The sequence below is a fragment of the Ruegeria sp. HKCCA5463 genome (assembly GCF_013034175.1).
Taxonomy (GTDB): Bacteria; Pseudomonadota; Alphaproteobacteria; order Rhodobacterales; family Rhodobacteraceae; genus Ruegeria.
This window is the reverse complement of the sequence record NZ_WQFL01000005.1, coordinates 81,435-101,535: the sequence shown is the minus strand read 5'-3', so window position 1 is coordinate 101,535 and position 20,101 is coordinate 81,435. Positions and strand designations below refer to the sequence as shown.

Here is a 20,101-nt window from a genome sequence, read left to right as displayed (position 1 = left end):
TGACGGGGTAGGGGATGGGTGGCAACAGGAGGCGCATAATGGGAATCCGCTTTTTCTCGGACAAGAACCGGCCCGTTCACATGGGGCGATACCCGTTGGAGCGTTTGACCCGACAAGAAACCATGCCGGATTTGTCGCCCGTGCCCGCCATGGGCGAACTGAGTTTCCACCGGCCGGAACGGCCCGACAGCATCGTCAACGCCATGGGCGAGTTTCAGGCGATGCTGGACGCAATTCGCGACGGGTTGGTGAACCCGATTGCATCTGAGATCCCATCAGATCCGCAGGAACGCGCCAACCATCTGAAGGCATTTGGGTATTTCAACGATGCGTCGATGATGGGCTGCGGGCCGTTGCCGTCAGATGCGCTGTTGGACGAACCACGCCGCAACCCCGATATCGACCGGCTTGCCCATGCGCTGCGCACGCGCCAGACCAAGACGCTGGCCTCTGGGATCGATCTCATCATGGCGGATCTGAAAGACAGTATGGAGGCCGCGCCCAAGCCGATTGGCGGCCACCGTCACGCCATCGTCTTTCTGTACGAACATAACCGCGATCCGGACCCTTCCGAACCCGGTACGGACTGGATCATCGACGCGCAGGATCATCGCGCCTGCCTGCTGGCAACCGAAAATGCCGTGGTCATCGCCAACTATATCCGACTGCTGGGTTTGGACGCCCGCGCGCACAGCGTGATGTCGTCCGAAGTCGATCTGGGCAAGCTGGCCGTGGCCGCCGGTCTGGCCTCGGTCGAGGGCGGCAAGCTGGTTGCGCCGTGGCTGGGCACCAGGTTTGGCCTTGCAGCCGTGACGACCGAGATGCCCGTCGCGCATGACCGGCCGCTCAGGCCCATGGCGCAACAGCCGTGGTTTCGGACCCAAGGCCCGGCATGGTGGCTGGGCACGGGATTTGCCAAGAACGCCCTCAACCGTGACCCATATGCCAAACGACGCTATGTGGACGGGGCCCATCCGTTCGAAAAACTCAAACGGGTCGAGACCCCGACAACCTATATCGACGAAGAGAATGTTGCCCGCGTTCCCAAGCGCGCCGACATGTTCGCCCGCGCCCAGTTCGGCGACATGGGCAAGTCATTGCAGGACGCCGCGAAAGGCGGGTACTACGTGCGCAAAGCCGCGCCCAGTTTTGCCCAGCGTCGCGCGCTGGGTGCATTCGTTCTGTTGCAGGACGGTGAAAGCGCTGACCTGCGCAAGTCAACCGATGCCCGACGCAATGCGGCAAACATCAAGGCGGCGACCTATTTCCTTGGGGTCGATGCAGTGGGCCTCAGCCGCTGCCCAGAATGGGCGTGGTATTCTCATGACGCCACCGGCGAAGAAATCGTGCCGCCTCATGATCAGGCCATCAGCATGATCATCGATCAGGGCTATGAAACGATGGAAGGTGCCAGTGGTGACGACTGGATCAGTGTCGCCCAATCCATGCGCGCCTACCTGCGCTTTTCGCTGCTGGGCGGAGTGATCGCCCAGCAGATCCGCAACCTCGGTTACAAGGCCAAGGCGCATACGGTGATGGATGGCGAGGTGCTGCAACCGCCGCTTTTGTTGCTGTCCGGTCTGGGCGAGGTCAGCCGGATCGGAGAAGTTATCCTGAACCCCTATCTGGGCCCGCGCCTGAAATCAGGCGTGGTGACGACCGACATGCCGATCACGCATGACAAACCCATCGATTTCGGCCTGCAAACCTTTTGCGAGTCCTGCAACAAATGCGCCCGCGAATGTCCCTCGGGCGCAATCACCGCGGGACCGAAGCTGATGTTCAACGGTTATGAAATCTGGAAATCCGACAGTCAGAAATGCGCCACGTACCGTGTGACGACCCCGGGCGGTGCGATGTGCGGGCGCTGCATGAAGACCTGCCCGTGGAACCTCGAAGGCATCTTCGCCGAGCGCCCCTTCCGGTGGGCTGCGATGAACATCCCCGCCGCCGCGCCCGCGCTGGCCAGGCTGGACGATGCGGTCGGCAATGGCGGGCTGAACGACATCAAGAAATGGTGGTGGGATATCGAGTTGCAGCCCGACGGCGCCTATCGCCCCACGACGCACCCGTTGAACCGGCGCGATCTGCAAAAGGATCTGGACCTGAAATACGAGGATCAGACCCTGGCCGTCTATCCCGCTTATCTGGCTCCGCACCCCTGGCCCTATCCCTTTGCAATGGACCGAGAAGCCGGGATTGCAGCCTATGAGGCCATGGTGACGGCCGACGAGTACAAGGCCCGCAAGGCAAGCGGGGACATGTCGATCATCCATCGCTATCAGATCGCCGGTGATGCACCTGTGATGCGGGTCGCCGTGACCAAGGTTGAAAAGATGACGACGGATGTCACGAAATACGAATTTGCATCGCTGGACGGTGCGCCCCTGCCGGGATGGACAGCGGGCGCACATCTGGACGTCCTGGTCGCGCCGGAATTTCTGCGGCAATATTCCATGTCGGGCGACCCGTCGGATCGTACGAAATATCAGATCGGCGTGCTGCGCGAGGATGACGGGCGTGGCGGGTCAGCGCTGTTGCATCGCATCTTCACCGAGGGCCGAAAGGTTTTCGTGTCCAAACCGATCAACCACTTTGAATTGGATGAAACGGCAACCAGAACATTCCTCATGGGCGGCGGCATCGGAATCACCCCGATGATCGCATTTGCCCATCGCCTGCATGCGCTGGGCCGCAAGTTCGAATTGCACTATTCGGCCAGCACACGGGGCGGGGCGGGGTATCTGGATGATCTGGCCGCCATGCCCTGGGCGGATCGCGTTCATTACCATTTCTCGGATGAAGGCACCCGCGCCGACCTGAATGTGATTCTGTCCGGCTACCGGGATGGATGGCATGTCTATACCTGCGGGCCGGATCGTTACATGAACGGCGTGATTCAGGCGGCCGAGCAGCAGGGCTTTCCCGAAGTGGCACGTCATCTGGAATATTTCTCGGTTCCTGAAACGCCTGAATATGAAAACCACGCGTTTGAACTCAAGCTTGCGCGTTCGGGCCGGACACTGCCCGTGCCCGCAGACAAGGACGCGGCGCAAGTTCTGAACGAAGCCGGTTTTCATGTGGATGTGAAATGCGCAGACGGCATCTGCGGCGTCTGTAAATGCGGTGTCATTTCGGGCGAGGTCGAGCATCGGGATTTCGTTTTGTCCCGCAAACAGCGCGAAGGCGCCATGATCCTGTGCCAAAGCCGCGCGGCGGAACCTGATGGGGTGATCGAGATCGATCTCTGAACCCTGTCCAAAAGCGACATTTGGAAGTTGAATTTTGGTCGCTCGGCCCATGGACGCCGGACGAGGGGTGAATTAACGTCGCCGCGAACCCAGATATTCCTGACCAACAGGTACGAGGTAGCTTCATGGATTATCACAGCCCCGCCAGCTTTGCCGAAGCTTCGGCTCTGGCCGCGAACGCGACGGGCATCACACGTTTTCTGGCGGGCGGTACGGATGTATTGGTACAACTGCGCTCGGAACTGGTGACGCCCGATACGCTGATCGACATCAAGAAGATCGACGGCGTGCGTGACATCACCCGCAATGCCGACGGCAGTTGGACGATCGGCGTGGCCGTCACCGGCGCCGAGATGAGCGAGCACCCCGAGCTTGGCCGCGACTGGCCCGGTGTGGTCGAGGCGATGGACCTGATCGGTTCAACTCAGGTTCAGGGCCGCGCGACGCTGACGGGCAATCTGTGCAATGGCTCACCTGCGGCTGATTCCGTGCCCGCCATGGTGGCCGCAGGCGTGACCGTCACCGTAACCGGCCCCGATGGCACGCGTGACGTTGCGGTTGAGGACATCCCGACCGGGCCCGGCAGGACCTCGCTGGCGAAGGGCGAGTTGATCTCGGCCATCAACATCCCTGCACGCGGCGATAATGGGGGCGACGCCTATCTGCGTTTCATCCCCCGTACCGAAATGGACATTGCGGTGGTGGGCGTTGGTGTGAACCTCCGCCTGGATGGTGACGTCATCACCGAGGCGCGCGTGTCGCTGGGTGCCGTGGCACCGACCGTTCTGTTGGTTGAAGACTGTGCCAAAGCGATCATCGGCAGCACTTTGGACGATGCCGCCCTTGACGCACTGGCCGCGGCCGCGTCGGCCGCCTGCAATCCGATCGATGACAAACGAGGTACGATCGCGTTCCGTACCGAAGTCGCTGGCGTTCTGGCCAAGCGTGCCGCAAAGATCGCCTATGCCCGCGCGAAGGGAGAAAACGCATGAGCAAGCTCCACGTATCCACCACCGTGAACGGGGACGCAGTCGAATACCTGTGCGACCCGCGCGAAACCCTGCTGGACTGTCTGCGCGACAAGCTGAACCTGACCGGCGCCAAAGAGGGCTGCGGCACTGGTGATTGCGGCGCGTGTTCGGTCACCGTCGATGGCCGCCTTGTGTGCTCGTGCCTGATGCTGGGTGTCGAAGCCGAAGGCAAGCAGATCGAGACCGTCGAAGGGATTGCGGATGGTGACATCCTGCACCCGTTGCAGAAGAAGATGATCGAATATGCCGCGCTTCAATGCGGCATCTGTACCCCGGGCATTCTGGTGGCGGCGAAGTCGCTGTTGGAGAAGAACCCCAATCCGACCGAGGAAGAAACGCGCTATTGGCTGGCGGGCAACCTGTGCCGCTGCACCGGCTACGACAAGATCATTCGCGCCGTGATGGACACGGCCGCTGAGATGCGGGAGGCGTCATAATGGCTCTGGACGATCGCAAAACTGATTTCACCTTCGTTGGCACCCGCCCCGATCGCCCCGACGGTCTGGACAAGGTGACGGGCCGGGCCAAGTTCGGTGCGGATATCTCGGCCCCGGGCATGTTGCACGGCGCGATTCTGCGTTCACCCCATGCCCATGCCCGGATCGTCAGGATTGATACCTCGAAAGCCGAGGCATCGAAAGATGTCAAAGCCGTCGTGACCCGTGCCGATTTCGCCGATGTCCCATTCAAGTCCGGGCTCGAAGGCGAATTCTGGAATGTGCTGGAAAACGTCATGGCGGGGGAAAAGGTGCTCTATGACGGGCACGCGGTTGCTGCGGTGGCGGCTACATCTGCCTTGGCGGCCCGTGATGCGCTGAAACTGATCGAGGTCGAATACGAGGTGCTGCCGCACGTCACCGATGTGGACAAAGCGATGGCCCCGGATGCGCCGGTGATCCGGGAAGGTGCTGCGGATTATTCGGTGCCGGAAGGGATGCACCCGAACGTCGTGCGCTATCACGAAAGCGGTCACGGTGACGTCGAAGCGGGCTTTGCCGAGGCTGATCTGGTTATCGAAGACAGCTTTGTCACCGAGGCGACCCATCAGGGCTATATCGAACCGCATGCCTGCCTGGGCATGCTGGGCAATGACGGCAAGGGCGAGTTGTGGTGTACAACCCAAGGTCACTGGATCGCGCAAAAGACCTGTGCGGCGCTGCTAGGAATCGAAACCTCTCAGCTGCGCGTCACGGCGTCTGAAATCGGCGGCGGTTTTGGCGGAAAGACCACGGTCTTCATCGAACCCGTCGCGCTGGCGCTCAGCCGCAAGGCCAACCGTCCGGTCAAGATCGTGATGACCAGGTCCGAGGTTTTCCGTGCCACCGGGCCGACCTCTTCTGCGTCGATGGACGTGAAGATCGGCATGAAGAAAGACGGCACGATCACGGCGGCGCAGGGTGTCTTCCGCCTGCAAGGCGGGGCCTTCCCCGGCGCCCCGGGCGACATGACGGCCATGTGCGCCTTTGCGCCCTACAACCTGACCAACGTCAAGCAGATCGGTTACGACGTGATGTCGAACCGTCCGAAACAGGCCGCCTACCGCGCGCCGGGTGCACCCATGGGCGCCTTCGCCGTTGAATCCGTCATTGATGAGCTCTGCAACAAGCTGGGCCTCGATCCTATTGATGTGCGTCTGAAAAATGCCGCGCATGAAGGCACGAAGGCCAGCTATGGCCCGACCTACGAACGCATCGGTCTGGTCGAAACCCTTGAGGCTGCCAAAGCGCATCCCCATTACTCGGCACCGCTGAAGCCGGGGCAGGGGCGCGGGGTTTCCTGCGGTTTCTGGTTCAACCACGGGGGCGAGACCAGCGTTTCACTGGCACTGTCCGAGGATGGTTCGGCGCAGTTGATGGTCGGAACACCCGACATCGGCGGGTCGCGCGCATCCATGGCTCTGATGGCGGCCGAGGTTCTGGGCATTCCGTATGAAAACATCCGCGTGACCATCGCCGACACGGCGACGCTGGGTTACAACGACGTGAGCCATGGTTCGCGCGTGACCTACGCGTCGGGCCTCGCGACGATCAAGGCCGCAAGACACGCGGTCGAGAAACTGTGCGAACGTGCGGCGGCCAAGTGGGGCATCCCGGTCGATGCGGTGAAATGGGAAGACGGCTGCGCGGTGCCCTCGGGGCCCAATGCAGGGGATTTCGACCCGCTGCCTCTGGCCGATATCACGGCGGATATGGGATCGACCGGAGGCCCGATTTCGGGCCATTTCGAAGCCACCCCTGAAGGCGCGGGCGTATCCTTTGGCACCCATATCGTCGATGCCGAGGTCGATCCGGAAACCGGCAAGACATCGATCACCCGCTACACGGTCATTCAGGATGCCGGCAAGGCGATCCACCCGACCTATGTGGAAGGGCAATATCAGGGTGGCGCCGCGCAGGGCATCGGCTGGGCACTGAACGAGGAATACATCTATGGCGAAGATGGCCGGTTGCAGAACTCGATCTTTCTTGACTACCGGATTCCCGTTGCCAGTGACCTGCCGATGATTGACACGGTGATCGTCGAAGTGCCCAACCCGGGCCACCCGTTCGGGGTGCGCGGCGTGGGCGAGACGGGCATCGTGCCGCCCCTGGCCGCCATCGCCAATGCGGTGTCCAATGCGGCGGGTGTTCGGATGAAGCAACTGCCGATGTCTCCGCCGCGCATTCTGGCGGCCCTGAAGGAAAATGGTTGAGGTCCACCTCTGGTCCGGCCTCCGGTCACTGACCGGGGGCCAGCAAGTGGTTGAGGTCGAGGCCAAAACCACCGGAGAGCTTTTGCGGGCTCTGGTCCGGGCCCACCCGCAGTTGCAGGCCCCCATTGACGCGGGGGTCTCCATCGCGATCGACGGGCGTGTCATTGCCACAGGGCTTACCGAGCCGATTCCCGAAGGCAGCGAAGTCTATCTGATGCAACGTCTCAGGGGCGGTTAGGCGTCAGGTGACCAGGGCTCGCGCCCGACCATCCGGTCAGCTTCTGCCGTGATGTCGTTCATGTGCTGCTCCAGGCTCAGGCGCAGGGTCTCGATTTCCTCTTCGCTGGCCTTGCGGGGCACCGTTTCAGTCCATTCCCGGCACAGAAACACGCCTTCATTTCGCCAGGGGCGGGGCATCAGAAGGTGATCCCAGGTTCCCGCTTCGCGACCATGTTTCGTGGAGAAGGTGATACCGAATACGCGCTTGCCCGAGGTGCGCGCCCATACCAGCGGAACCGTCGACAGAACCCGTTCCGGCCCGCGCGGTCCGTCTGCCGCGATACCAATAGAGATACCCTGCTTCATCTTGCCCAGAACCTGACGTGACAAGGCGACGTGGCGTGTCTTGCTGGCCATGGCGATCGTGTCCATGCCAAACAGCTTTTGTACCCGGCCCACCATGCTGCCCGCCCGGGCAGAGGAGGTGATCGAACAGATGCGCCCCTTGTCCAGCGGGAAGAAATAGGGCGACTGCGCCAACCGTTGGTGCCAAAGCACAACGATGACAGGTTCACCTTGTTCGACCAGCTGATCCAGTTCTTCGTATCCGATGCGCTGCCAGCGTGTGTTTCGGTTGACCAATCGAATGTAAGTGGCAATCCGGCGGGCCACCCAGTTCAGCACGGCTTCGCTGTCTGCGATCTTCTTGCGGAGGTTCACACGGGGTTCCTTTTGCTGACCGGACCTTGTCTTAGCGCACTGCACATTTTGCGCAACTTGTTTGTCGGCCCAGATAGTGGCGTGGAATTCGAAAAAGCCTCTTGAGTCCGCCGCGCGGCTGTCATATCTGGGGCTCACCACAGGGGTATAGCTCAGTTGGTAGAGCGACGGTCTCCAAAACCGTAGGTCGCGGGTTCGAACCCTGCTGCCCCTGCCATTAAACTTCCATACATTACAGACGTTTAAGCGACTTTCGGGCCGTTGTCTGTGGGTGCCGAGTCCGCAGATCGGTCCACAGCGACAGTATTAAATCAACGTAATTTGTTGAACATGGACACCTTACGTTCTTTGAGTCGGTCGGTGACATGCAGGTAAGTATCGGTCGTCAGCTGGGCAGTTGAGTGCCGAAGATGGTCCTGAACTTCTTTGATCGAAGCACCCTGTTCCAGCATGTAAGTGCCAGAACCGTGACGGAACGAATAGAGCGTCAGAGACAGGCCAACGGCCCGAATTGCGACTCGGACCTTGCGGGCTAGGCTGGTTGGCCTGATGGGCAACAGACCATCGGCACCCGGCCACACATAGCCTTCCGGGTTCCACCCCAGACCCTTGTCACCCTTCGCGGCCAGATACGCTTTGCGCAGCCTTTCCAGATCGGCAATGGCCGGGTCGGGCAGAGCCAGGACCGCAGTCGATCCTTCGGTTTTGGTTTCGTGACGGACAAGGTAATCGTCACCCGCTCCAGACGCGACTTTGTTGATGTTCAGTGTCCCGGCGTTCAGGTCAATGTCATCCCAAGTGATCGCGATCACTTCACCCGGTCGGCACCCGGTGAAGAACAGCAGGCGCACATAGACCGCCAGATCAAAACGATCCATGCAGCCTTCCAGATGGTCGGTGATGGCATCCACATCTTCGAAGGTGGCGAAGGCCGCTTCAGTGCGCGGCACATGGGGCGCGATGGCCTTGGCAGATGGATCGTCGCGGATCACATCATCGCGCCATGCCTGCCGCAGTGCCTTCTTCAGAACAGCCCTTGTGTTTTTGATCGTGCGCGGTGCCAGACCATCCGCCCGAAGACCCTGCACCAGCTTGTCGAAGGTCTTGGCCGATACTTCACGCATCCGCACAGACCCGACATGGCGGTTGATCACTTCCACATGCTGTTTGTCCCGCGCGATGGTTTTGGGTGCTGGCCGCTTGCCTTTGTAGGTGTCGGGCCGGTTGTTTGCCCAATGCACCAGAAAGTCGGCCACGCTGCTGGTGGCATCTGCCGAGATTTGCACCCGGCGTTCGTCCAGTTCCCTTTCGTCCGCGATGGCCTGCGCTTCGCGCTTGCTGTCCGCCTTGACGGTGAAGGACCGTTCGACCATTGCGCCACCCTTGGCCGGGTCGGGCGCACGGTAGCGGGCTTTCCAGACGCCCGGTGACTTCTGCTTAATCGATGCCATTAGTCGGTCCTTTCCCACACCCAGTCCCAACCGTTTATGGGCCAGTCCTGCAAAGGTTTTTTGTCAACAAACGAATAGTGTTTACCGTTGTGCAGAAACACGGCGACAGTTTCAGGCCATTCTGGGTTCTGTCGCATATCAACCACTTTTGTGTCGGCAATTATGCACGCGACCTGTCTCCCGGACTCAATTGCTGCCTTCTCATTATCTGTGACCTGTGCAACCCAATGATGTACCGTCCCGTCTTCACCATACTCGCGGCCCGTTACTACAAAAACGTAATCAGGTCGGGTCGGCTTCTTTTTGAATAGTGCCATCAGTTTGCCTCCTCAGCTTGCCGTGCGCGGTGCGCAGCGGTCTTGCAGCGGTTGCTGCACATGCTGACGGGGCGGGTGCGACGGATGCGGTGCCACGCGCCACAGTGGTCGCATTGCATGAACTTCCACCCGTCACGCACGGCTGACAGCATTTCATTGGCCAGATGCGCCCGCACGGTCAGAGGCGTGGCGATAAACAGCATGTCTTTGGGATCGACCGACAGGTGCAATTCCTGGCTTTGGATAACGGCATTCATCAGGGTTGGCGTGATCCGGTCTGCATATTCCCGGTACCGGACAATCTGGTCGGCATCGGTCACGCCACCGTCAGCGGCCAGTTCTGGAAACGAAGCGGCGACCATCTGACAGGTCTTCGTCACTTCGGGCCAATCGTTGAATTGGGGAATGAACGGCGCGTCTTTCAGCGGTTCATCCAAGTTCCGACCGGGCGGGCCGAACGCGGAATCAGGGTCCATCTGACCGGTTGCGATTCGCGCAAACAGCCCCGGTATTGCCTGATCCGCCCATGTTTCTGGGTGTGTCATGTCAGTTCCATCAGTTAATTCTACGTACAGTAACGATACACGAGTCGCAAGACCGTAGGTCGTAATTAGTTACCGTACAGAATGTAATTGACAGTTACAGTATAGCTGAATGACGGTTGATCCATCGACACTGATGGAAAGGAACTGAAGCAATGCAGTTGAGCGATATTCACCCTGACAAGACGTACAGCATCGGCGTGGCGGCTGAAGTGACCGGCGAAGCTACGCATTCGATCCGGCGTCTGATCCGTGACGGATACCTGCCCGCTTTTCGCCAGCCCGGTCAGCGCACGTACCGCCTGAAAGGCCGGGACATTACGGCGATGGCCAACGGCGAACTGGCCGCGTGAAGCAGAAGGAAACTGACACATGAAAATTCGTTATTACGACTGCGTTATGAAGGGCGGATGCCCGCAAGACGTTCTGATCGAACGCCCGTTCGACTTTGACCCGAACGCGTACACAGATGCTATGCAGGCCGCTATCGGTTTTTACGCCGCTTTGCTCAAATTCATCAATGACGCCAAGCCGGAAGACTCTTGGTTCGGCCAAGACCCGGCGACTGAATTGTCATTTTGCGTGCCGGGTACGCACGACATGTTGGACGATCCGACCGCATGGGGCGTCATCTGGGAAGCCGGACCGTATCGCTGGTCTTTCTGTTCCGAGAACGAGCCGACGGCTTACCGAATGGGATGGGGTGATGGGCCGTGGGTTCGGACCTTTGCTGACCGGGTGGCAGCATGAGCCCTGAACAGATCGATGCCATCGGCCAACAACTTCACGACGCGATTGAAGGCGCGAAGAAGGTTGCCGACGAAACCGGCTACCCGCGATTGATCCTGCATCTGGAAATGATCGATGAAATCATTGGACCGATCCAAAGCGCACTTACCGATCTGGTCGAAGGCGAAACCCACTAAAGCGAACACCCGACCACATGGGCCGGGTGCTGATTGAAACCGGGTTGTCAGTTTTTGCCGACGGGCAACCCACCATCATCATGAGTATGAAATGAGTAATACACAAACCCGCCGCCGCCAGCAAGATTTCCAAGCCGGGGATCGCAAGTTCTTCCAACGCCACCCGGATCGACAATTCCGCCTGCGTCGTATGAGCCAGGACGAAATGGCCGTCGTGTTGGACGATGACGCCCCGAAACCGGCCGAGGGGAATGTCTGGGTGGTCGTTGTCCAGAATGTCGCGCCCGGTATGCGCACTTATCAGTCGTTCCAGATGATGAAGAAGGCGTCTGTGTTCTGCCACATGTGGGATGATTTCCACTGCGGATTTGCCGTGCATCAGGGCTGGTTGATGTGTCCCTATGTGGTCGCGCAGGCCATGACGAACCGGGGGATGTGCTGATGATTGAGTTTGACCGGTACCAAGTCCGCGAACGCACACTCGGCAAGACGGTCGTTTGCGCACGGGAACTGTATGACCAGATGGGCTGCCCGGCTGATGAATGGAACATGTCGGTCAGTCAGAGCCTGACCCGCATTTTGAAAGACCTTGGCTTCACGGTGGTGCGCAAGACGGATCGACCGGCTTATGGCGGCTTCTATGAGTACGCCAAGCCGATGCCGGAACCAGAGCCCGTGCCACCACGGCCACCATCGACCCAATCAATCCCGATGGACCCCAAGCTACTGATGCTGGCCGCAACGATCCGCGACCATTTCGGTGGCGGTAAACTGGCGGCTGAAGTTCTGCGGCAAACGTTCAAATAAAACGACCCGGTCACCGCATGGGGCAGGACCGGGCCAACTGAAACCCTTCGATGAAGGACAACTAAAGATGCCCAACGATACCACAGGATTCGCCCTGACCCTAGTCACCAAAGACGAAGGCATCATGTCGAAGTCGATCTATTTGAACGGCAGCGGGAAGCCGCACAACGACAGCAAACAATGCGCCTTGGAAACCGGCACAGCACAGACCATTCAATTGCCGACACTGACCCATCTGGCAGACCTATTAAACACGATGCCATCCAACCAGTGCATCACCTTGGGGATTATCTCGAATGACCCGTCAGGCGACACGCTATGGCCACTTGTGACCAAAGCGGTTGCACGGACCATGCCACCCGGCACGCACATCACCCGGTCACAAGATCACATAGGATACCGCGAAGGTTTGCCGGGTTTGATGCTGATCGACTTCGACCAGAAAGGAATGCCGGACCGAGTGCGCCAAAAGCTGCAATCAGTGCGGGCGGTTGATGCAATTTTAGGCCATATTCCGGGCGCGTCCCAAGTCGGTCACGTGTTCCGCAACAGCACGTCGTCAGGATTGCGCAACATCCAGACCGGCGAAACCTACCCGCACAATGGGGGCTTTCATTTGTATCTGCCCGTTGCGGACAGCGCAGACATAGACAGAGCGTTGAAAGTCCTTCACCAGCACATGTTCCTGGCTGGGTTCGGTTGGCATTGGGTCGCCAGTCGGGGTGCGTTGATGGAACGGTCTTTGGTGGACCGTTCCGTCGGAACACCGGAACGCCCGATCTTTGAAGGTGCGCCATTTGTGGCTGAACCCTTGGTGCAGGACGCAGCCAGCCGTGCTGCTGTCGTTTCACCGGGGGTGGGGGTGCTGGATACACGGATCGCGTTGCCCGACCTGACACCGGAAGAACAAGCGCAATTCGACAATCTGGTCCGACAATCGAAGGCGGAAGTGAGCGATGAAGCGCAAGCCGTTCGCAACACCTTTGCACAAGATGAAGCGCAACGTACCGGCAAGTCGATTGAGACGATCCGCAACGAATTGGCCATGGCTGACAAGGGTGTCTTGGCTGTCGATCACGTTCTGAAGTTCGATGATCCTGAGATTGGGCTAAAGACGGTCGGTGAAGTGATGCGTGATCTGATTTTTTATCACGAAAAGTCACTGGCCGATCCGATGGACCCGGATGACGGTCGCGGTAAGGCGATGGTTTTCAATTCCGGTTTGATCAACTCTTACGCCCATGGTGGTGCAGTCTACAAAATGACACCACCGCCTGACGTGATCGGTTCCATGATGCAGGCCGCAGGCGGGCCGGAATTTGGACAGATGCCACCGGGCGTCGTCCCGGTCGAAATCGACCCGGTCGTGGACAAGGTGGCCGAACTGATTTCGGGCGGTCAGGTGGACATGGCTTGCCGCACTGTCATCAACCCCCATGATCTGGAACACACAGCGCGTCTGATCGTTGCCGGGTACTTCACGGACAATGACCGGCGCGCATTGACCCACTGGCGGGGCGACTTCTATCGGTGGATCGGCACGCATTGGGAAGTGATGGCCGAAGATGATATTAAAGACGTGCTATTCCACTTCTTCAGCAAGATCGTTTGTTACGAGAAAGAGACGCAGGACGGGATCACACGCCACAAAGTCAGCCCGACCAAAGTGCTGGTGTCGAACTATGTCGCGGCACTGCGGGCGGTCACGAAGCGATCCGCAGCCATTGAACCGGGATGGAACAAACCGGAGCCAGGAACATGGCGATCCGTTCAGAATGGCATCCTTGATCTGGACACCGGCAAGCTGGTGGCGCACACGCCTGACTTCTTCAATCACACATGGATCGAAGCTGACTGGCAGGCCGATGCGGTCTGGACCGGGACACGGGCCGAAGCGTTCTTTAACGAAGCGTTGGACACGCCCGATCAGATCGGGTCGATGCAGGAGATTTACGGATACTTGCTGTCCGGTGCGACGTGGCTTCAGAAGGGGTTCATGTTCGTTGGCGAGAAACGAACGAACCGGCAAAGGTACCAACATCAAGTTGCTGAAGGCACTGGAAGGCAATCTGGTCTATTCGATCCGGTCCAGCTTGTTGGCCAATCAGTTCGTCATGGAAGGCGCGGTGGGCAAAAGCCTGATGGTGGTACCCGACGTGCGCTTGAGCAAGGACTCGGACTTCAGTGCCATTGGTGAATTGATCCTGACCGTGACCGGTGAAGACGATGTGGACGTGCAGCGCAAGAACAAGCCCGTGTGGACCGGCAAGACGACCGTGCGCCTGATCCTTATGTCCAACAGCATTCCGTTGCTGCGCGATCCTGACGGTGTGCTGGCCAGCCGGTTCATCTATCTGACCTTCCCCAATTCGTTCTATGGGCGGGAAGACCCGGAACTATTCGACGCGTTACTGGCCGAACGGTCCGCGATCCTGCGTTGGGCTGTAGAAGGCTGGTAGCGTGTTCGTAGCCAGAAGCGTTTCACCGTGACAGAAATCAACGCTCAGATGCAGGCCGACGCGGAAATGAGGATGAACCCAGTTGGTCAATTCGTTGAAGAACGATTGGTCGTGACCGGTGATCAGGAAGACTTCATGAGCAGTGAAATGTTGTTCGGTGTGTTCAAAGCGTACATCGATGGGCGGGATGTTGGTGATTGGACACAGGACGGTTTTTTAAAAACACTGAAAACCAAACCGCTGAAAATTACCTCTGGTAAAAATAAAACCCAAACACAGCGCGGTTTTCGCGGCGTAAAATTAAAAATACTGCCGATACCGTCCTGAATAGGACACCTAGGACACCTTTCTGAAATTACTACGCGTAAGGAAAAAAGAGTCCCTTATATACCCCGGTGACCAATAAGTTTCCGAAACGTGTCCTAGGTGTCCTGCCGATCAATCACCAAATCATCTAGCTGGAAATCTATAAGCAATGGCACAGAAGAAGACGCACCCGTTCTATTCATCACCAAAGTGGAAGAAGCTACGGACGTTGGCGAAACGTCGTGACAATTACAGATGCACGAACTGCGGTGCCGACGTTCGGCGTTCTGGTGCTGCAATAGTGGATCACGTCAAACCACGCGACCAGTTCCCTGACCTTGCCCTGTGGCTACCTAACCTTCGGACACTGTGCCGGTCATGTGACAACGCACGGCACCGGGAAAAGGGTAGGCGTCGGGATACGCCACAGATCGGACCTGATGGATTTCCTGTTGGTAGTGAATGGTCAACGGTCTGCAACGGCAACGATGATGAAGACAACGACACGTGAAGATCGTTCTTTGATTGATTGTGATCTTGAGCACATCCGTGCTCACCCCACCACCAACATCCATCCCCATCACCATCTTCACACAACGCAACGATGATGACTGATCACTGATCGTCAACGGATCAATGACGGATCGCTGATGGTCGGTCGCGTGATCAAGCTGGGGCGGGGTAGTCGGAAACAAAGTTAGGGAGTGCGTCACCGGCGTGGGTCCAAAACTTTCCATGCTAATTTCAGATTTGACCGGGGTTCACGCAAATATCTTGCAACGAATGGCAATTTGACGCCACAATACTACCGTCTAAATACAGCGATTCAGGATGATTTGCGCGCAATCAGACAGGATTTGCACGAATGCCCCGTAAACAGCACAAAACACGCAATGACAGCCTGACCGGCTTACGACAGGCCGCACAGGCCGATGAACCCGCCAGCGTGGCCGTGCCGGATGTGGCCGGATTGGAAGTGTTGAACGATCTGGGCAAACAGACCTTTGCCGACCTGTACCGATCCGCACCGGACAAATGGACGACAGCCGATCTGAATATGATCATGGAACTGGCGTTCGTGACGCAGCAGATGGCCGACAACCGCATCTTGTGCATGATGACACCCGCCATCGTCACGCACGTGAACGGATCGTCAGGTCGAAGCCCGATCCATGCACATCAGCAGGAACTAAGCCGACAGATGCAAGCACTGGCCCGCGATCTGGGATTGCGCACCAAGGATGGCATCGCCTTGGCGGCATCTGCGACCAAAGCACCATCGACCGCAGAACCAGAGCCAGGGGGTGAAAACGTCACCAGCTATGAAGCGTTCCTGAACGACGCAATCAACAGGGGGTAATGTGGTTCATTTACCATCGGACATTACCGAAACAGAAATGGTTCGCGCTAATGGGGGCAAGCCGCTCGAATGGCCGAACGACCCGCTTCACCGGATCGCGTACACACTTTGGCTAAGGAACAACCTGAAAGCCTTCGTTGATCAGGACCGGCTGAACCAAGCGTTCATGATCGGCAGTCACGGCAACCCCGATTCCGCCCATAAGGTTCACACTGCACTGCGCACGCTGGCCAAGATCAACGGCTATCACCGATACCACAACTGGCCGACCGGTCTGGAAGGCATCATCAAACTGATCAAGACGGACCCAGATGAATGGCCCGCAACGCCCAAACAGTACGGGTTGATCTGATGACCAAGCGCAAAAGTGAGAGACAAGCCAATGCGAAGACATCACCTAAACCACATCAGCGCGGATGGCCGCTCAGAGCGGCGAACCGGTCATCCGACGAAAAGCCTCAGATGACGGCAGTGAGCCCAAAGCAGAAACGCCATGCGATTAAGCAGAAAGACCTGCTAGCACCAGAAATCAGTGGTCAACAATCTTACTCAATTTCCGAGGATCGCGCCCAGAGATTGATTTCCTCTTCCGAACTGACCTCATCAATCTTAGCGAGTTCCGCTTCGGAAAATTCCAAATTCTGGACCGCACCTACGCAATCCACGATCTGCTCAGGTCGCGAAGCGCCAATAAGGGCTGTCGTAATCCGGTCCCCTCTCAGCACCCAAGCAAGCGCCATCTGAGCTAATGATTGACCGCGTGACGCCGCTATGTCGTTTAGAGCCCTGACACTCGTCAATGAACGTTCATTGATCATGCCGTCCAATAGAGACTTGCCTTGGGTCGCACGACTGTCTTCGGGAATGCCGTTCAGATACTTCGATGTCAAAATACCCTGGGCAAGTGGCGTGAACGCAATCGATCCCACGTTCAATTCGTCAAGCGTATCCAACAGCCCGTCCCGCTCAACCCAACGGTTGAGTAGGTTATACGACGGCTGATGAATCAGGCACGGCGTGCCAAGGTCTTTCAAGATGGCCAGCGCTTCGCGCGTTCGTTGCGAGTTGTAGCTTGAAATTCCGACGTAAAGTGCGCGCCCAGAGCGCACTATATAGTCTAAAGCTCCCATAGTTTCTTCCAGAGGGGTATCTGGATCATAGCGGTGGGAATAAAAGATATCTGCGTATTCTAACCCCATCCGCTTGAGCGACTGATCACAAGAGGCCACAAGGTACTTTCGTGATCCCCACTCCCCATAGGGGCCCGGCCACATATCGTACCCTGCCTTGGTAGATATGATGAGTTCGTCCCGATAGCCTGCGAAATCAGTTTTTAAAATTTCACCGAATGCTTCTTCCGCCGATCCCGGCGGTGGGCCATAGTTATTTGCTAAATCAAAGTGCGTTATGCCCAAGTCAAAAGCAGTGCGGCAGAGATCGCGCTTTGTCTGGTGTGGCGTATCTCCACCGAAGTTGTGCCATAGCCCAAGGCTTATCGCGGGTAGCTTTATGCCAGACTGCCCACAACGGCGATAGACCATTTGCTCGTAGCGGTCCGGATTGGGAAGAAATGGGCGTGGCCGAGGCTTCGGGGGGCGTTGTAATTTGCTCATCTGTCCATAATCCGAGATCATCACCCCGTGTCAATTCAACGAGATAGAAATCGGCAATCGGCGAAGCCTGCCGTATAGACGGAACATGCCTCAGGCATTGCCAGCGTAGATTGTCAAACTGCAAACTAGTCCTCGAATAACGCGCGAACCTTCGATATGTCATAGGCATGTTCCGTCAGGTTTTCAGGATCCCATTCGCTTCGCTCAGCTTCAAAAAAATCCCCGCCGTATACATGGATTGCTCCGGTCAACTTAGGGATAGGGTTTGTAACCGAGTGAATGAGGTCCTTACCAAGCGGAGCATATTCACCCGTCGACAATGCCCGAGCCCCCGCCGCTTCAATGCGCCCGTTAGGGTCATCTGCTACGCGCCGCCAAAAAATGTTATCTTCTCTACCACCATAAATACCGATCACGGCCCACATTTCGTGATTGTGGGGCATTATGGTCATTTCTGGCTTCCATACGACGTTGACGATTGTCAGATCACCTGACTTGTAAATGGGAAAAATACCGCTTTCGGTCGGCTCTCCCAAGGCTTGCGTCACGCCCGCGGGATCGCGCATCGCCCGGTCCACCACCTCAGCCACCGATTTGTGAGAATCGTCCTGATCTACTGCGGTCCGGCAGTCCGCTACAAACTGTTCCATGTTCCACATATCTTCAGCCCCCAATTGCATACGATAAATGCAACAGGGTAGCACAGGCTGTAAAATAGACGAAATTGGGACCCAGATTGCAGCTGCATGTATCGGGTATCTAAGACATCCAATGACTGCTTAGCGTTCTTTCGCCAGATCGGGGCGGATGTCTACTTTGCGGAACCATCCGTCGATTGCATCGCATACATTAGGCTGTCTGTTTGCTTAATCGAAAATGCGTTCGCCCTGCTCGTCGATCACCTGTTTCGCCTTTGCGATGCTGAAGCTTTCGCCCTGATCCCGGGTCTCAAAAACATCCGCTCTGATCAAAGTATGGGTCTTTCGATCTCCGTCGATGGTCTTCTCCAAACGGACCAACAGACGGTATTTGCTGCCTTCCGCCATCAGGTCGGGGAAGATCTCGAACCCTTTGTAAGAGAGCGGGTCCGGCTTGGACTTCTCAACGCCGCCGAAGAGTTTTGAGTAGAGAGACAACGGGCGGCTCCTTTCAGCCGGCTCTAGTCGGCGACTAGTGCCACTAAATGCCGGGCTGAAGAGCATTTCACGGTCAATTCGTTGGTTGCCCGATGTGAAAGTACTCACTTTATAAGGTCAAAATGTCCCTATCAGCAGTGAAGAACCAACCCAAAAGAGCGACGTCTGACACTACGCTGGTGTCGCAACAATCCTAGCGGCGTATCAGCTTCCCAGACACACTGATTTGACCTCTCGCAAATGCAATCCGAGCATCAGTAAGGTCGGCCAGAGTAGATAGGTTTGGATTTCAACGTTCTCTCCAAAGGTCAGCAGGAGAACTGTGAGCAACAGCCCGAGCGGCAGCCTCCCGCGTTCCGACTTTATGGCGTCCAGGGTGACGATTGCTAAATGACCGAGGAAGGGAACGAGAAACGCGGCAAATCCGGTCAGCCCTTTCACGAATAGCAATCCGTACCAGGTGTGATGGCTGCCGATCGGCATGTACTCAACAAGATGCGCACCGGGTCTGACTGTGCCGTGCCCGAAAACCATCGCATCCGATTGCCAGCGCTCATACGCTATACGCTGCAGAGTTTCGCGTACGCGGGTACTATCGGCGCGCGCGGATTTGAACCTGTAAAGGGCTCGGTTGCCGAATTCGACAAAGACTGCGCCCCAAACGGCTACGGTGGTGGTGACTGCAGACAATAGAATCCACCCCAAGCTGCGGGCGACAATTGGCAAGAGGCGGGGTGACAGCGAGCAGATCACCAATCCGACCATACCCATTCGGGACTTGGACATAAGGATCATCAGAACTCCGGCAGCCAAGCCGATGACCTTCCAGCTGCCGTGCTTTTCTTCCAGGGCAAATAGGACCATGCAGACACCCAACAAGGCTGCGAATGGCGACCAGGGCGCAAAGAACTGCCACCGCGGCGTGCCGCTGGCGGGGTCGATTGTATACAGGTAGACCGAGAAATATTCAGGTCCCGGGCCGCCCACTGCTTTAAGGGGAGATGTAAACAGCAGATGCGGCAGACCGGCATAGGGGGCGGCAATGAGCAACGGCAGAAGGCACAAGGTCCAAAGGCCCACTACACATTGCCCTCTAACCAAAACCTCGCGCCGTATTGGCAAAACCGCCCCTGCTAGGATAAACAACGGGATCAGCGCCCAACCCTTTGCCCATCCGATACTCGATTTGATCGTTTTGGTGGTGCCAAGGTTCCAGTCCGCGTGGCCTGCCCAAAGTGAGGCCAGCATCACCAGCATGCCAACGCTCCAGA

Annotated in this window: 23 protein-coding genes and 1 tRNA gene; 16 read left to right on the top strand and 8 right to left on the bottom strand. The window is 57.7% G+C overall.

Going from position 1 to position 20,101, the window contains the following annotated elements; all coding sequences use genetic code 11:
• Positions 1 to 38: 38 nt before the first annotated feature.
• The 5 genes from GOW09_RS12100 to GOW09_RS12080 all read left to right on the top strand — a co-directional run bounded on the left by GOW09_RS12100 (position 39) and on the right by GOW09_RS12080 (position 7,212).
• Entirely contained in the window at positions 39 to 3,251 is a 3,213-nt protein-coding gene (locus GOW09_RS12100) for a reductive dehalogenase (RefSeq protein WP_171118636.1), read from the top strand.
• Positions 3,252 to 3,376: 125 nt separating this feature from the next.
• Positions 3,377 to 4,243 carry a xanthine dehydrogenase family protein subunit M gene (locus tag GOW09_RS12095; RefSeq protein WP_171118634.1) on the top strand — a complete coding sequence of 289 codons (867 nt, stop codon included), beginning with the start codon at positions 3,377 to 3,379 and terminating at the stop codon, positions 4,241 to 4,243.
• Complete coding sequence (locus GOW09_RS12090) at positions 4,240 to 4,719, top strand: (2Fe-2S)-binding protein (protein WP_152458906.1); 480 nt, start codon at positions 4,240 to 4,242, stop codon at positions 4,717 to 4,719. The genes GOW09_RS12095 and GOW09_RS12090 overlap by 4 nt, the downstream gene beginning before the upstream one ends.
• A complete protein-coding gene (locus GOW09_RS12085) occupies positions 4,719 to 6,974 on the top strand; it encodes a xanthine dehydrogenase family protein molybdopterin-binding subunit (protein ID WP_171118632.1) in 2,256 nt (751 codons plus the stop codon). The genes GOW09_RS12090 and GOW09_RS12085 overlap by 1 nt, the downstream gene beginning before the upstream one ends.
• Positions 6,967 to 7,212 carry a MoaD/ThiS family protein gene (locus GOW09_RS12080; RefSeq protein ID WP_152458904.1) on the top strand — a complete coding sequence of 82 codons (246 nt, stop codon included), beginning with the start codon at positions 6,967 to 6,969 and terminating at the stop codon, positions 7,210 to 7,212. The genes GOW09_RS12085 and GOW09_RS12080 overlap by 8 nt, the downstream gene beginning before the upstream one ends.
• On the opposite strand, the gene GOW09_RS22610 is transcribed toward GOW09_RS12080, so the two are convergent.
• A complete protein-coding gene (locus tag GOW09_RS22610) occupies positions 7,209 to 7,913 on the bottom strand; it encodes a lysophospholipid acyltransferase family protein (protein WP_152458903.1) in 705 nt (234 codons plus the stop codon). The genes GOW09_RS12080 and GOW09_RS22610 overlap by 4 nt on opposite strands.
• 141 nt (positions 7,914 to 8,054) lie before the next feature.
• On the opposite strand from GOW09_RS22610, the gene GOW09_RS12070 reads away from it, so the two are divergent.
• Positions 8,055 to 8,130, top strand: a tRNA-Trp gene (locus GOW09_RS12070).
• Between the two features lie 94 nt (positions 8,131 to 8,224).
• Here the strand turns inward: GOW09_RS12070 and GOW09_RS12065 are convergent.
• Genes GOW09_RS12065 through GOW09_RS12055 form a run of 3 tightly spaced genes read right to left on the bottom strand, consistent with a single transcriptional unit; the run spans position 8,225 to position 10,226 of the window.
• The gene (locus tag GOW09_RS12065; protein WP_171118630.1) at positions 8,225 to 9,364 is read right to left on the bottom strand and encodes a site-specific integrase; all 1,140 of its coding nucleotides are present in this window, start codon (positions 9,362 to 9,364) and stop codon (positions 8,225 to 8,227) included.
• A complete protein-coding gene (locus tag GOW09_RS12060; RefSeq protein ID WP_171091503.1) occupies positions 9,364 to 9,681 on the bottom strand; it encodes a hypothetical protein in 318 nt (105 codons plus the stop codon). Before GOW09_RS12060 ends, GOW09_RS12065 begins: the two co-directional genes overlap by 1 nt.
• Positions 9,681 to 10,226, bottom strand: a complete 546-nt coding sequence (locus GOW09_RS12055) for a hypothetical protein (RefSeq protein WP_171118627.1) — start codon at positions 10,224 to 10,226, stop codon at positions 9,681 to 9,683. The genes GOW09_RS12060 and GOW09_RS12055 overlap by 1 nt, the downstream gene beginning before the upstream one ends.
• A 152-nt stretch (positions 10,227 to 10,378) precedes the next feature.
• On the opposite strand from GOW09_RS12055, the gene GOW09_RS12050 reads away from it, so the two are divergent.
• The 10 genes from GOW09_RS12050 (at position 10,379) to GOW09_RS12000 (ending at position 16,433) form a co-directional block, all read left to right on the top strand.
• Positions 10,379 to 10,576, top strand: a complete 198-nt coding sequence (locus GOW09_RS12050) for a hypothetical protein (RefSeq protein ID WP_171091499.1) — start codon at positions 10,379 to 10,381, stop codon at positions 10,574 to 10,576.
• Between the two features lie 19 nt (positions 10,577 to 10,595).
• The gene (locus tag GOW09_RS12045) at positions 10,596 to 10,973 is read left to right on the top strand and encodes a hypothetical protein (RefSeq protein WP_171118625.1); all 378 of its coding nucleotides are present in this window, start codon (positions 10,596 to 10,598) and stop codon (positions 10,971 to 10,973) included.
• Positions 10,970 to 11,149: a hypothetical protein gene (locus tag GOW09_RS12040; protein ID WP_171091495.1), complete on the top strand. Its 180-nt coding sequence runs from the start codon at positions 10,970 to 10,972 to the stop codon at positions 11,147 to 11,149. Before GOW09_RS12045 ends, GOW09_RS12040 begins: the two co-directional genes overlap by 4 nt.
• A 91-nt stretch (positions 11,150 to 11,240) precedes the next feature.
• Positions 11,241 to 11,591: a hypothetical protein gene (locus tag GOW09_RS12035; protein ID WP_171091492.1), complete on the top strand. Its 351-nt coding sequence runs from the start codon at positions 11,241 to 11,243 to the stop codon at positions 11,589 to 11,591.
• Positions 11,591 to 11,956 (top strand): hypothetical protein, encoded by a 366-nt coding sequence (locus GOW09_RS12030; RefSeq protein WP_171091491.1) that lies wholly within the window; start codon positions 11,591 to 11,593, stop codon positions 11,954 to 11,956. Before GOW09_RS12035 ends, GOW09_RS12030 begins: the two co-directional genes overlap by 1 nt.
• A 1,565-nt stretch (positions 11,957 to 13,521) precedes the next feature.
• The gene (locus GOW09_RS22605) at positions 13,522 to 14,415 is read left to right on the top strand and encodes a DUF5906 domain-containing protein (protein ID WP_371808052.1); all 894 of its coding nucleotides are present in this window, start codon (positions 13,522 to 13,524) and stop codon (positions 14,413 to 14,415) included.
• Positions 14,416 to 14,442: 27 nt separating this feature from the next.
• Positions 14,443 to 14,742 (top strand): hypothetical protein, encoded by a 300-nt coding sequence (locus tag GOW09_RS12015; protein WP_171118619.1) that lies wholly within the window; start codon positions 14,443 to 14,445, stop codon positions 14,740 to 14,742.
• A 148-nt stretch (positions 14,743 to 14,890) separates the two neighbouring features.
• Positions 14,891 to 15,232 (top strand): HNH endonuclease, encoded by a 342-nt coding sequence (locus GOW09_RS22860; RefSeq protein ID WP_171091487.1) that lies wholly within the window; start codon positions 14,891 to 14,893, stop codon positions 15,230 to 15,232.
• A 354-nt stretch (positions 15,233 to 15,586) separates the two neighbouring features.
• Positions 15,587 to 16,081: a hypothetical protein gene (locus GOW09_RS12005; protein WP_171118616.1), complete on the top strand. Its 495-nt coding sequence runs from the start codon at positions 15,587 to 15,589 to the stop codon at positions 16,079 to 16,081.
• A 37-nt stretch (positions 16,082 to 16,118) separates the two neighbouring features.
• On the top strand, positions 16,119 to 16,433 hold the full coding sequence (locus tag GOW09_RS12000; RefSeq protein WP_171118614.1) for a hypothetical protein: 315 nt from the start codon (positions 16,119 to 16,121) through the stop codon (positions 16,431 to 16,433).
• A 193-nt stretch (positions 16,434 to 16,626) separates the two neighbouring features.
• Here the strand turns inward: GOW09_RS12000 and mgrA are convergent, their stop codons facing one another.
• The 4 genes from mgrA to GOW09_RS11980 form a co-directional block, all read right to left on the bottom strand.
• Complete coding sequence (gene mgrA / locus GOW09_RS11995; protein WP_170636885.1) at positions 16,627 to 17,694, bottom strand: L-glyceraldehyde 3-phosphate reductase; 1,068 nt, start codon at positions 17,692 to 17,694, stop codon at positions 16,627 to 16,629.
• 125 nt (positions 17,695 to 17,819) lie between these two features.
• Positions 17,820 to 18,344 (bottom strand): hypothetical protein, encoded by a 525-nt coding sequence (locus GOW09_RS11990; RefSeq protein ID WP_253284199.1) that lies wholly within the window; start codon positions 18,342 to 18,344, stop codon positions 17,820 to 17,822.
• 216 nt (positions 18,345 to 18,560) lie between these two features.
• A complete protein-coding gene (locus GOW09_RS11985; protein WP_170636887.1) occupies positions 18,561 to 18,830 on the bottom strand; it encodes an HlyU family transcriptional regulator in 270 nt (89 codons plus the stop codon).
• Positions 18,831 to 19,034: 204 nt separating this feature from the next.
• On the bottom strand, positions 19,035 to 20,087 hold the full coding sequence (locus GOW09_RS11980; RefSeq protein ID WP_254442734.1) for an O-antigen ligase domain-containing protein: 1,053 nt from the start codon (positions 20,085 to 20,087) through the stop codon (positions 19,035 to 19,037).
• Positions 20,088 to 20,101: the final 14 nt, after the last annotated feature.

What these genes read in the sequence shown, in the direction of transcription:
- GOW09_RS12000 (WP_171118614.1), top strand. Translation starts at nt 16,119, where the DNA reads ATGGTTCGCGCTAATGGGGGCAAGCCGCTCGAATGGCCGAACGACCCG.
- GOW09_RS12060 (WP_171091503.1), bottom strand. Translation starts at nt 9,681, where the DNA reads ATGGCACTATTCAAAAAGAAGCCGACCCGACCTGATTACGTTTTTGTA.
- GOW09_RS22860 (WP_171091487.1), top strand. Translation starts at nt 14,891, where the DNA reads ATGGCACAGAAGAAGACGCACCCGTTCTATTCATCACCAAAGTGGAAG.
- GOW09_RS12080 (WP_152458904.1), top strand. Translation starts at nt 6,967, where the DNA reads ATGGTTGAGGTCCACCTCTGGTCCGGCCTCCGGTCACTGACCGGGGGC.
- mgrA (WP_170636885.1), bottom strand. Translation starts at nt 17,694, where the DNA reads ATGAGCAAATTACAACGCCCCCCGAAGCCTCGGCCACGCCCATTTCTT.
- GOW09_RS12005 (WP_171118616.1), top strand. Translation starts at nt 15,587, where the DNA reads ATGCCCCGTAAACAGCACAAAACACGCAATGACAGCCTGACCGGCTTA.
- GOW09_RS12030 (WP_171091491.1), top strand. Translation starts at nt 11,591, where the DNA reads ATGATTGAGTTTGACCGGTACCAAGTCCGCGAACGCACACTCGGCAAG.
- GOW09_RS12050 (WP_171091499.1), top strand. Translation starts at nt 10,379, where the DNA reads ATGCAGTTGAGCGATATTCACCCTGACAAGACGTACAGCATCGGCGTG.
- GOW09_RS12055 (WP_171118627.1), bottom strand. Translation starts at nt 10,226, where the DNA reads ATGACACACCCAGAAACATGGGCGGATCAGGCAATACCGGGGCTGTTT.
- GOW09_RS12090 (WP_152458906.1), top strand. Translation starts at nt 4,240, where the DNA reads ATGAGCAAGCTCCACGTATCCACCACCGTGAACGGGGACGCAGTCGAA.
- GOW09_RS11990 (WP_253284199.1), bottom strand. Translation starts at nt 18,344, where the DNA reads ATGGAACAGTTTGTAGCGGACTGCCGGACCGCAGTAGATCAGGACGAT.
- GOW09_RS11980 (WP_254442734.1), bottom strand. Translation starts at nt 20,087, where the DNA reads ATGCTGGTGATGCTGGCCTCACTTTGGGCAGGCCACGCGGACTGGAAC.
- GOW09_RS22605 (WP_371808052.1), top strand. Translation starts at nt 13,522, where the DNA reads ATGATATTAAAGACGTGCTATTCCACTTCTTCAGCAAGATCGTTTGTT.
- GOW09_RS12085 (WP_171118632.1), top strand. Translation starts at nt 4,719, where the DNA reads ATGGCTCTGGACGATCGCAAAACTGATTTCACCTTCGTTGGCACCCGC.
- GOW09_RS12100 (WP_171118636.1), top strand. Translation starts at nt 39, where the DNA reads ATGGGAATCCGCTTTTTCTCGGACAAGAACCGGCCCGTTCACATGGGG.
- GOW09_RS12040 (WP_171091495.1), top strand. Translation starts at nt 10,970, where the DNA reads ATGAGCCCTGAACAGATCGATGCCATCGGCCAACAACTTCACGACGCG.
- GOW09_RS12095 (WP_171118634.1), top strand. Translation starts at nt 3,377, where the DNA reads ATGGATTATCACAGCCCCGCCAGCTTTGCCGAAGCTTCGGCTCTGGCC.
- GOW09_RS12045 (WP_171118625.1), top strand. Translation starts at nt 10,596, where the DNA reads ATGAAAATTCGTTATTACGACTGCGTTATGAAGGGCGGATGCCCGCAA.
- GOW09_RS12065 (WP_171118630.1), bottom strand. Translation starts at nt 9,364, where the DNA reads ATGGCATCGATTAAGCAGAAGTCACCGGGCGTCTGGAAAGCCCGCTAC.
- GOW09_RS12035 (WP_171091492.1), top strand. Translation starts at nt 11,241, where the DNA reads ATGAGTAATACACAAACCCGCCGCCGCCAGCAAGATTTCCAAGCCGGG.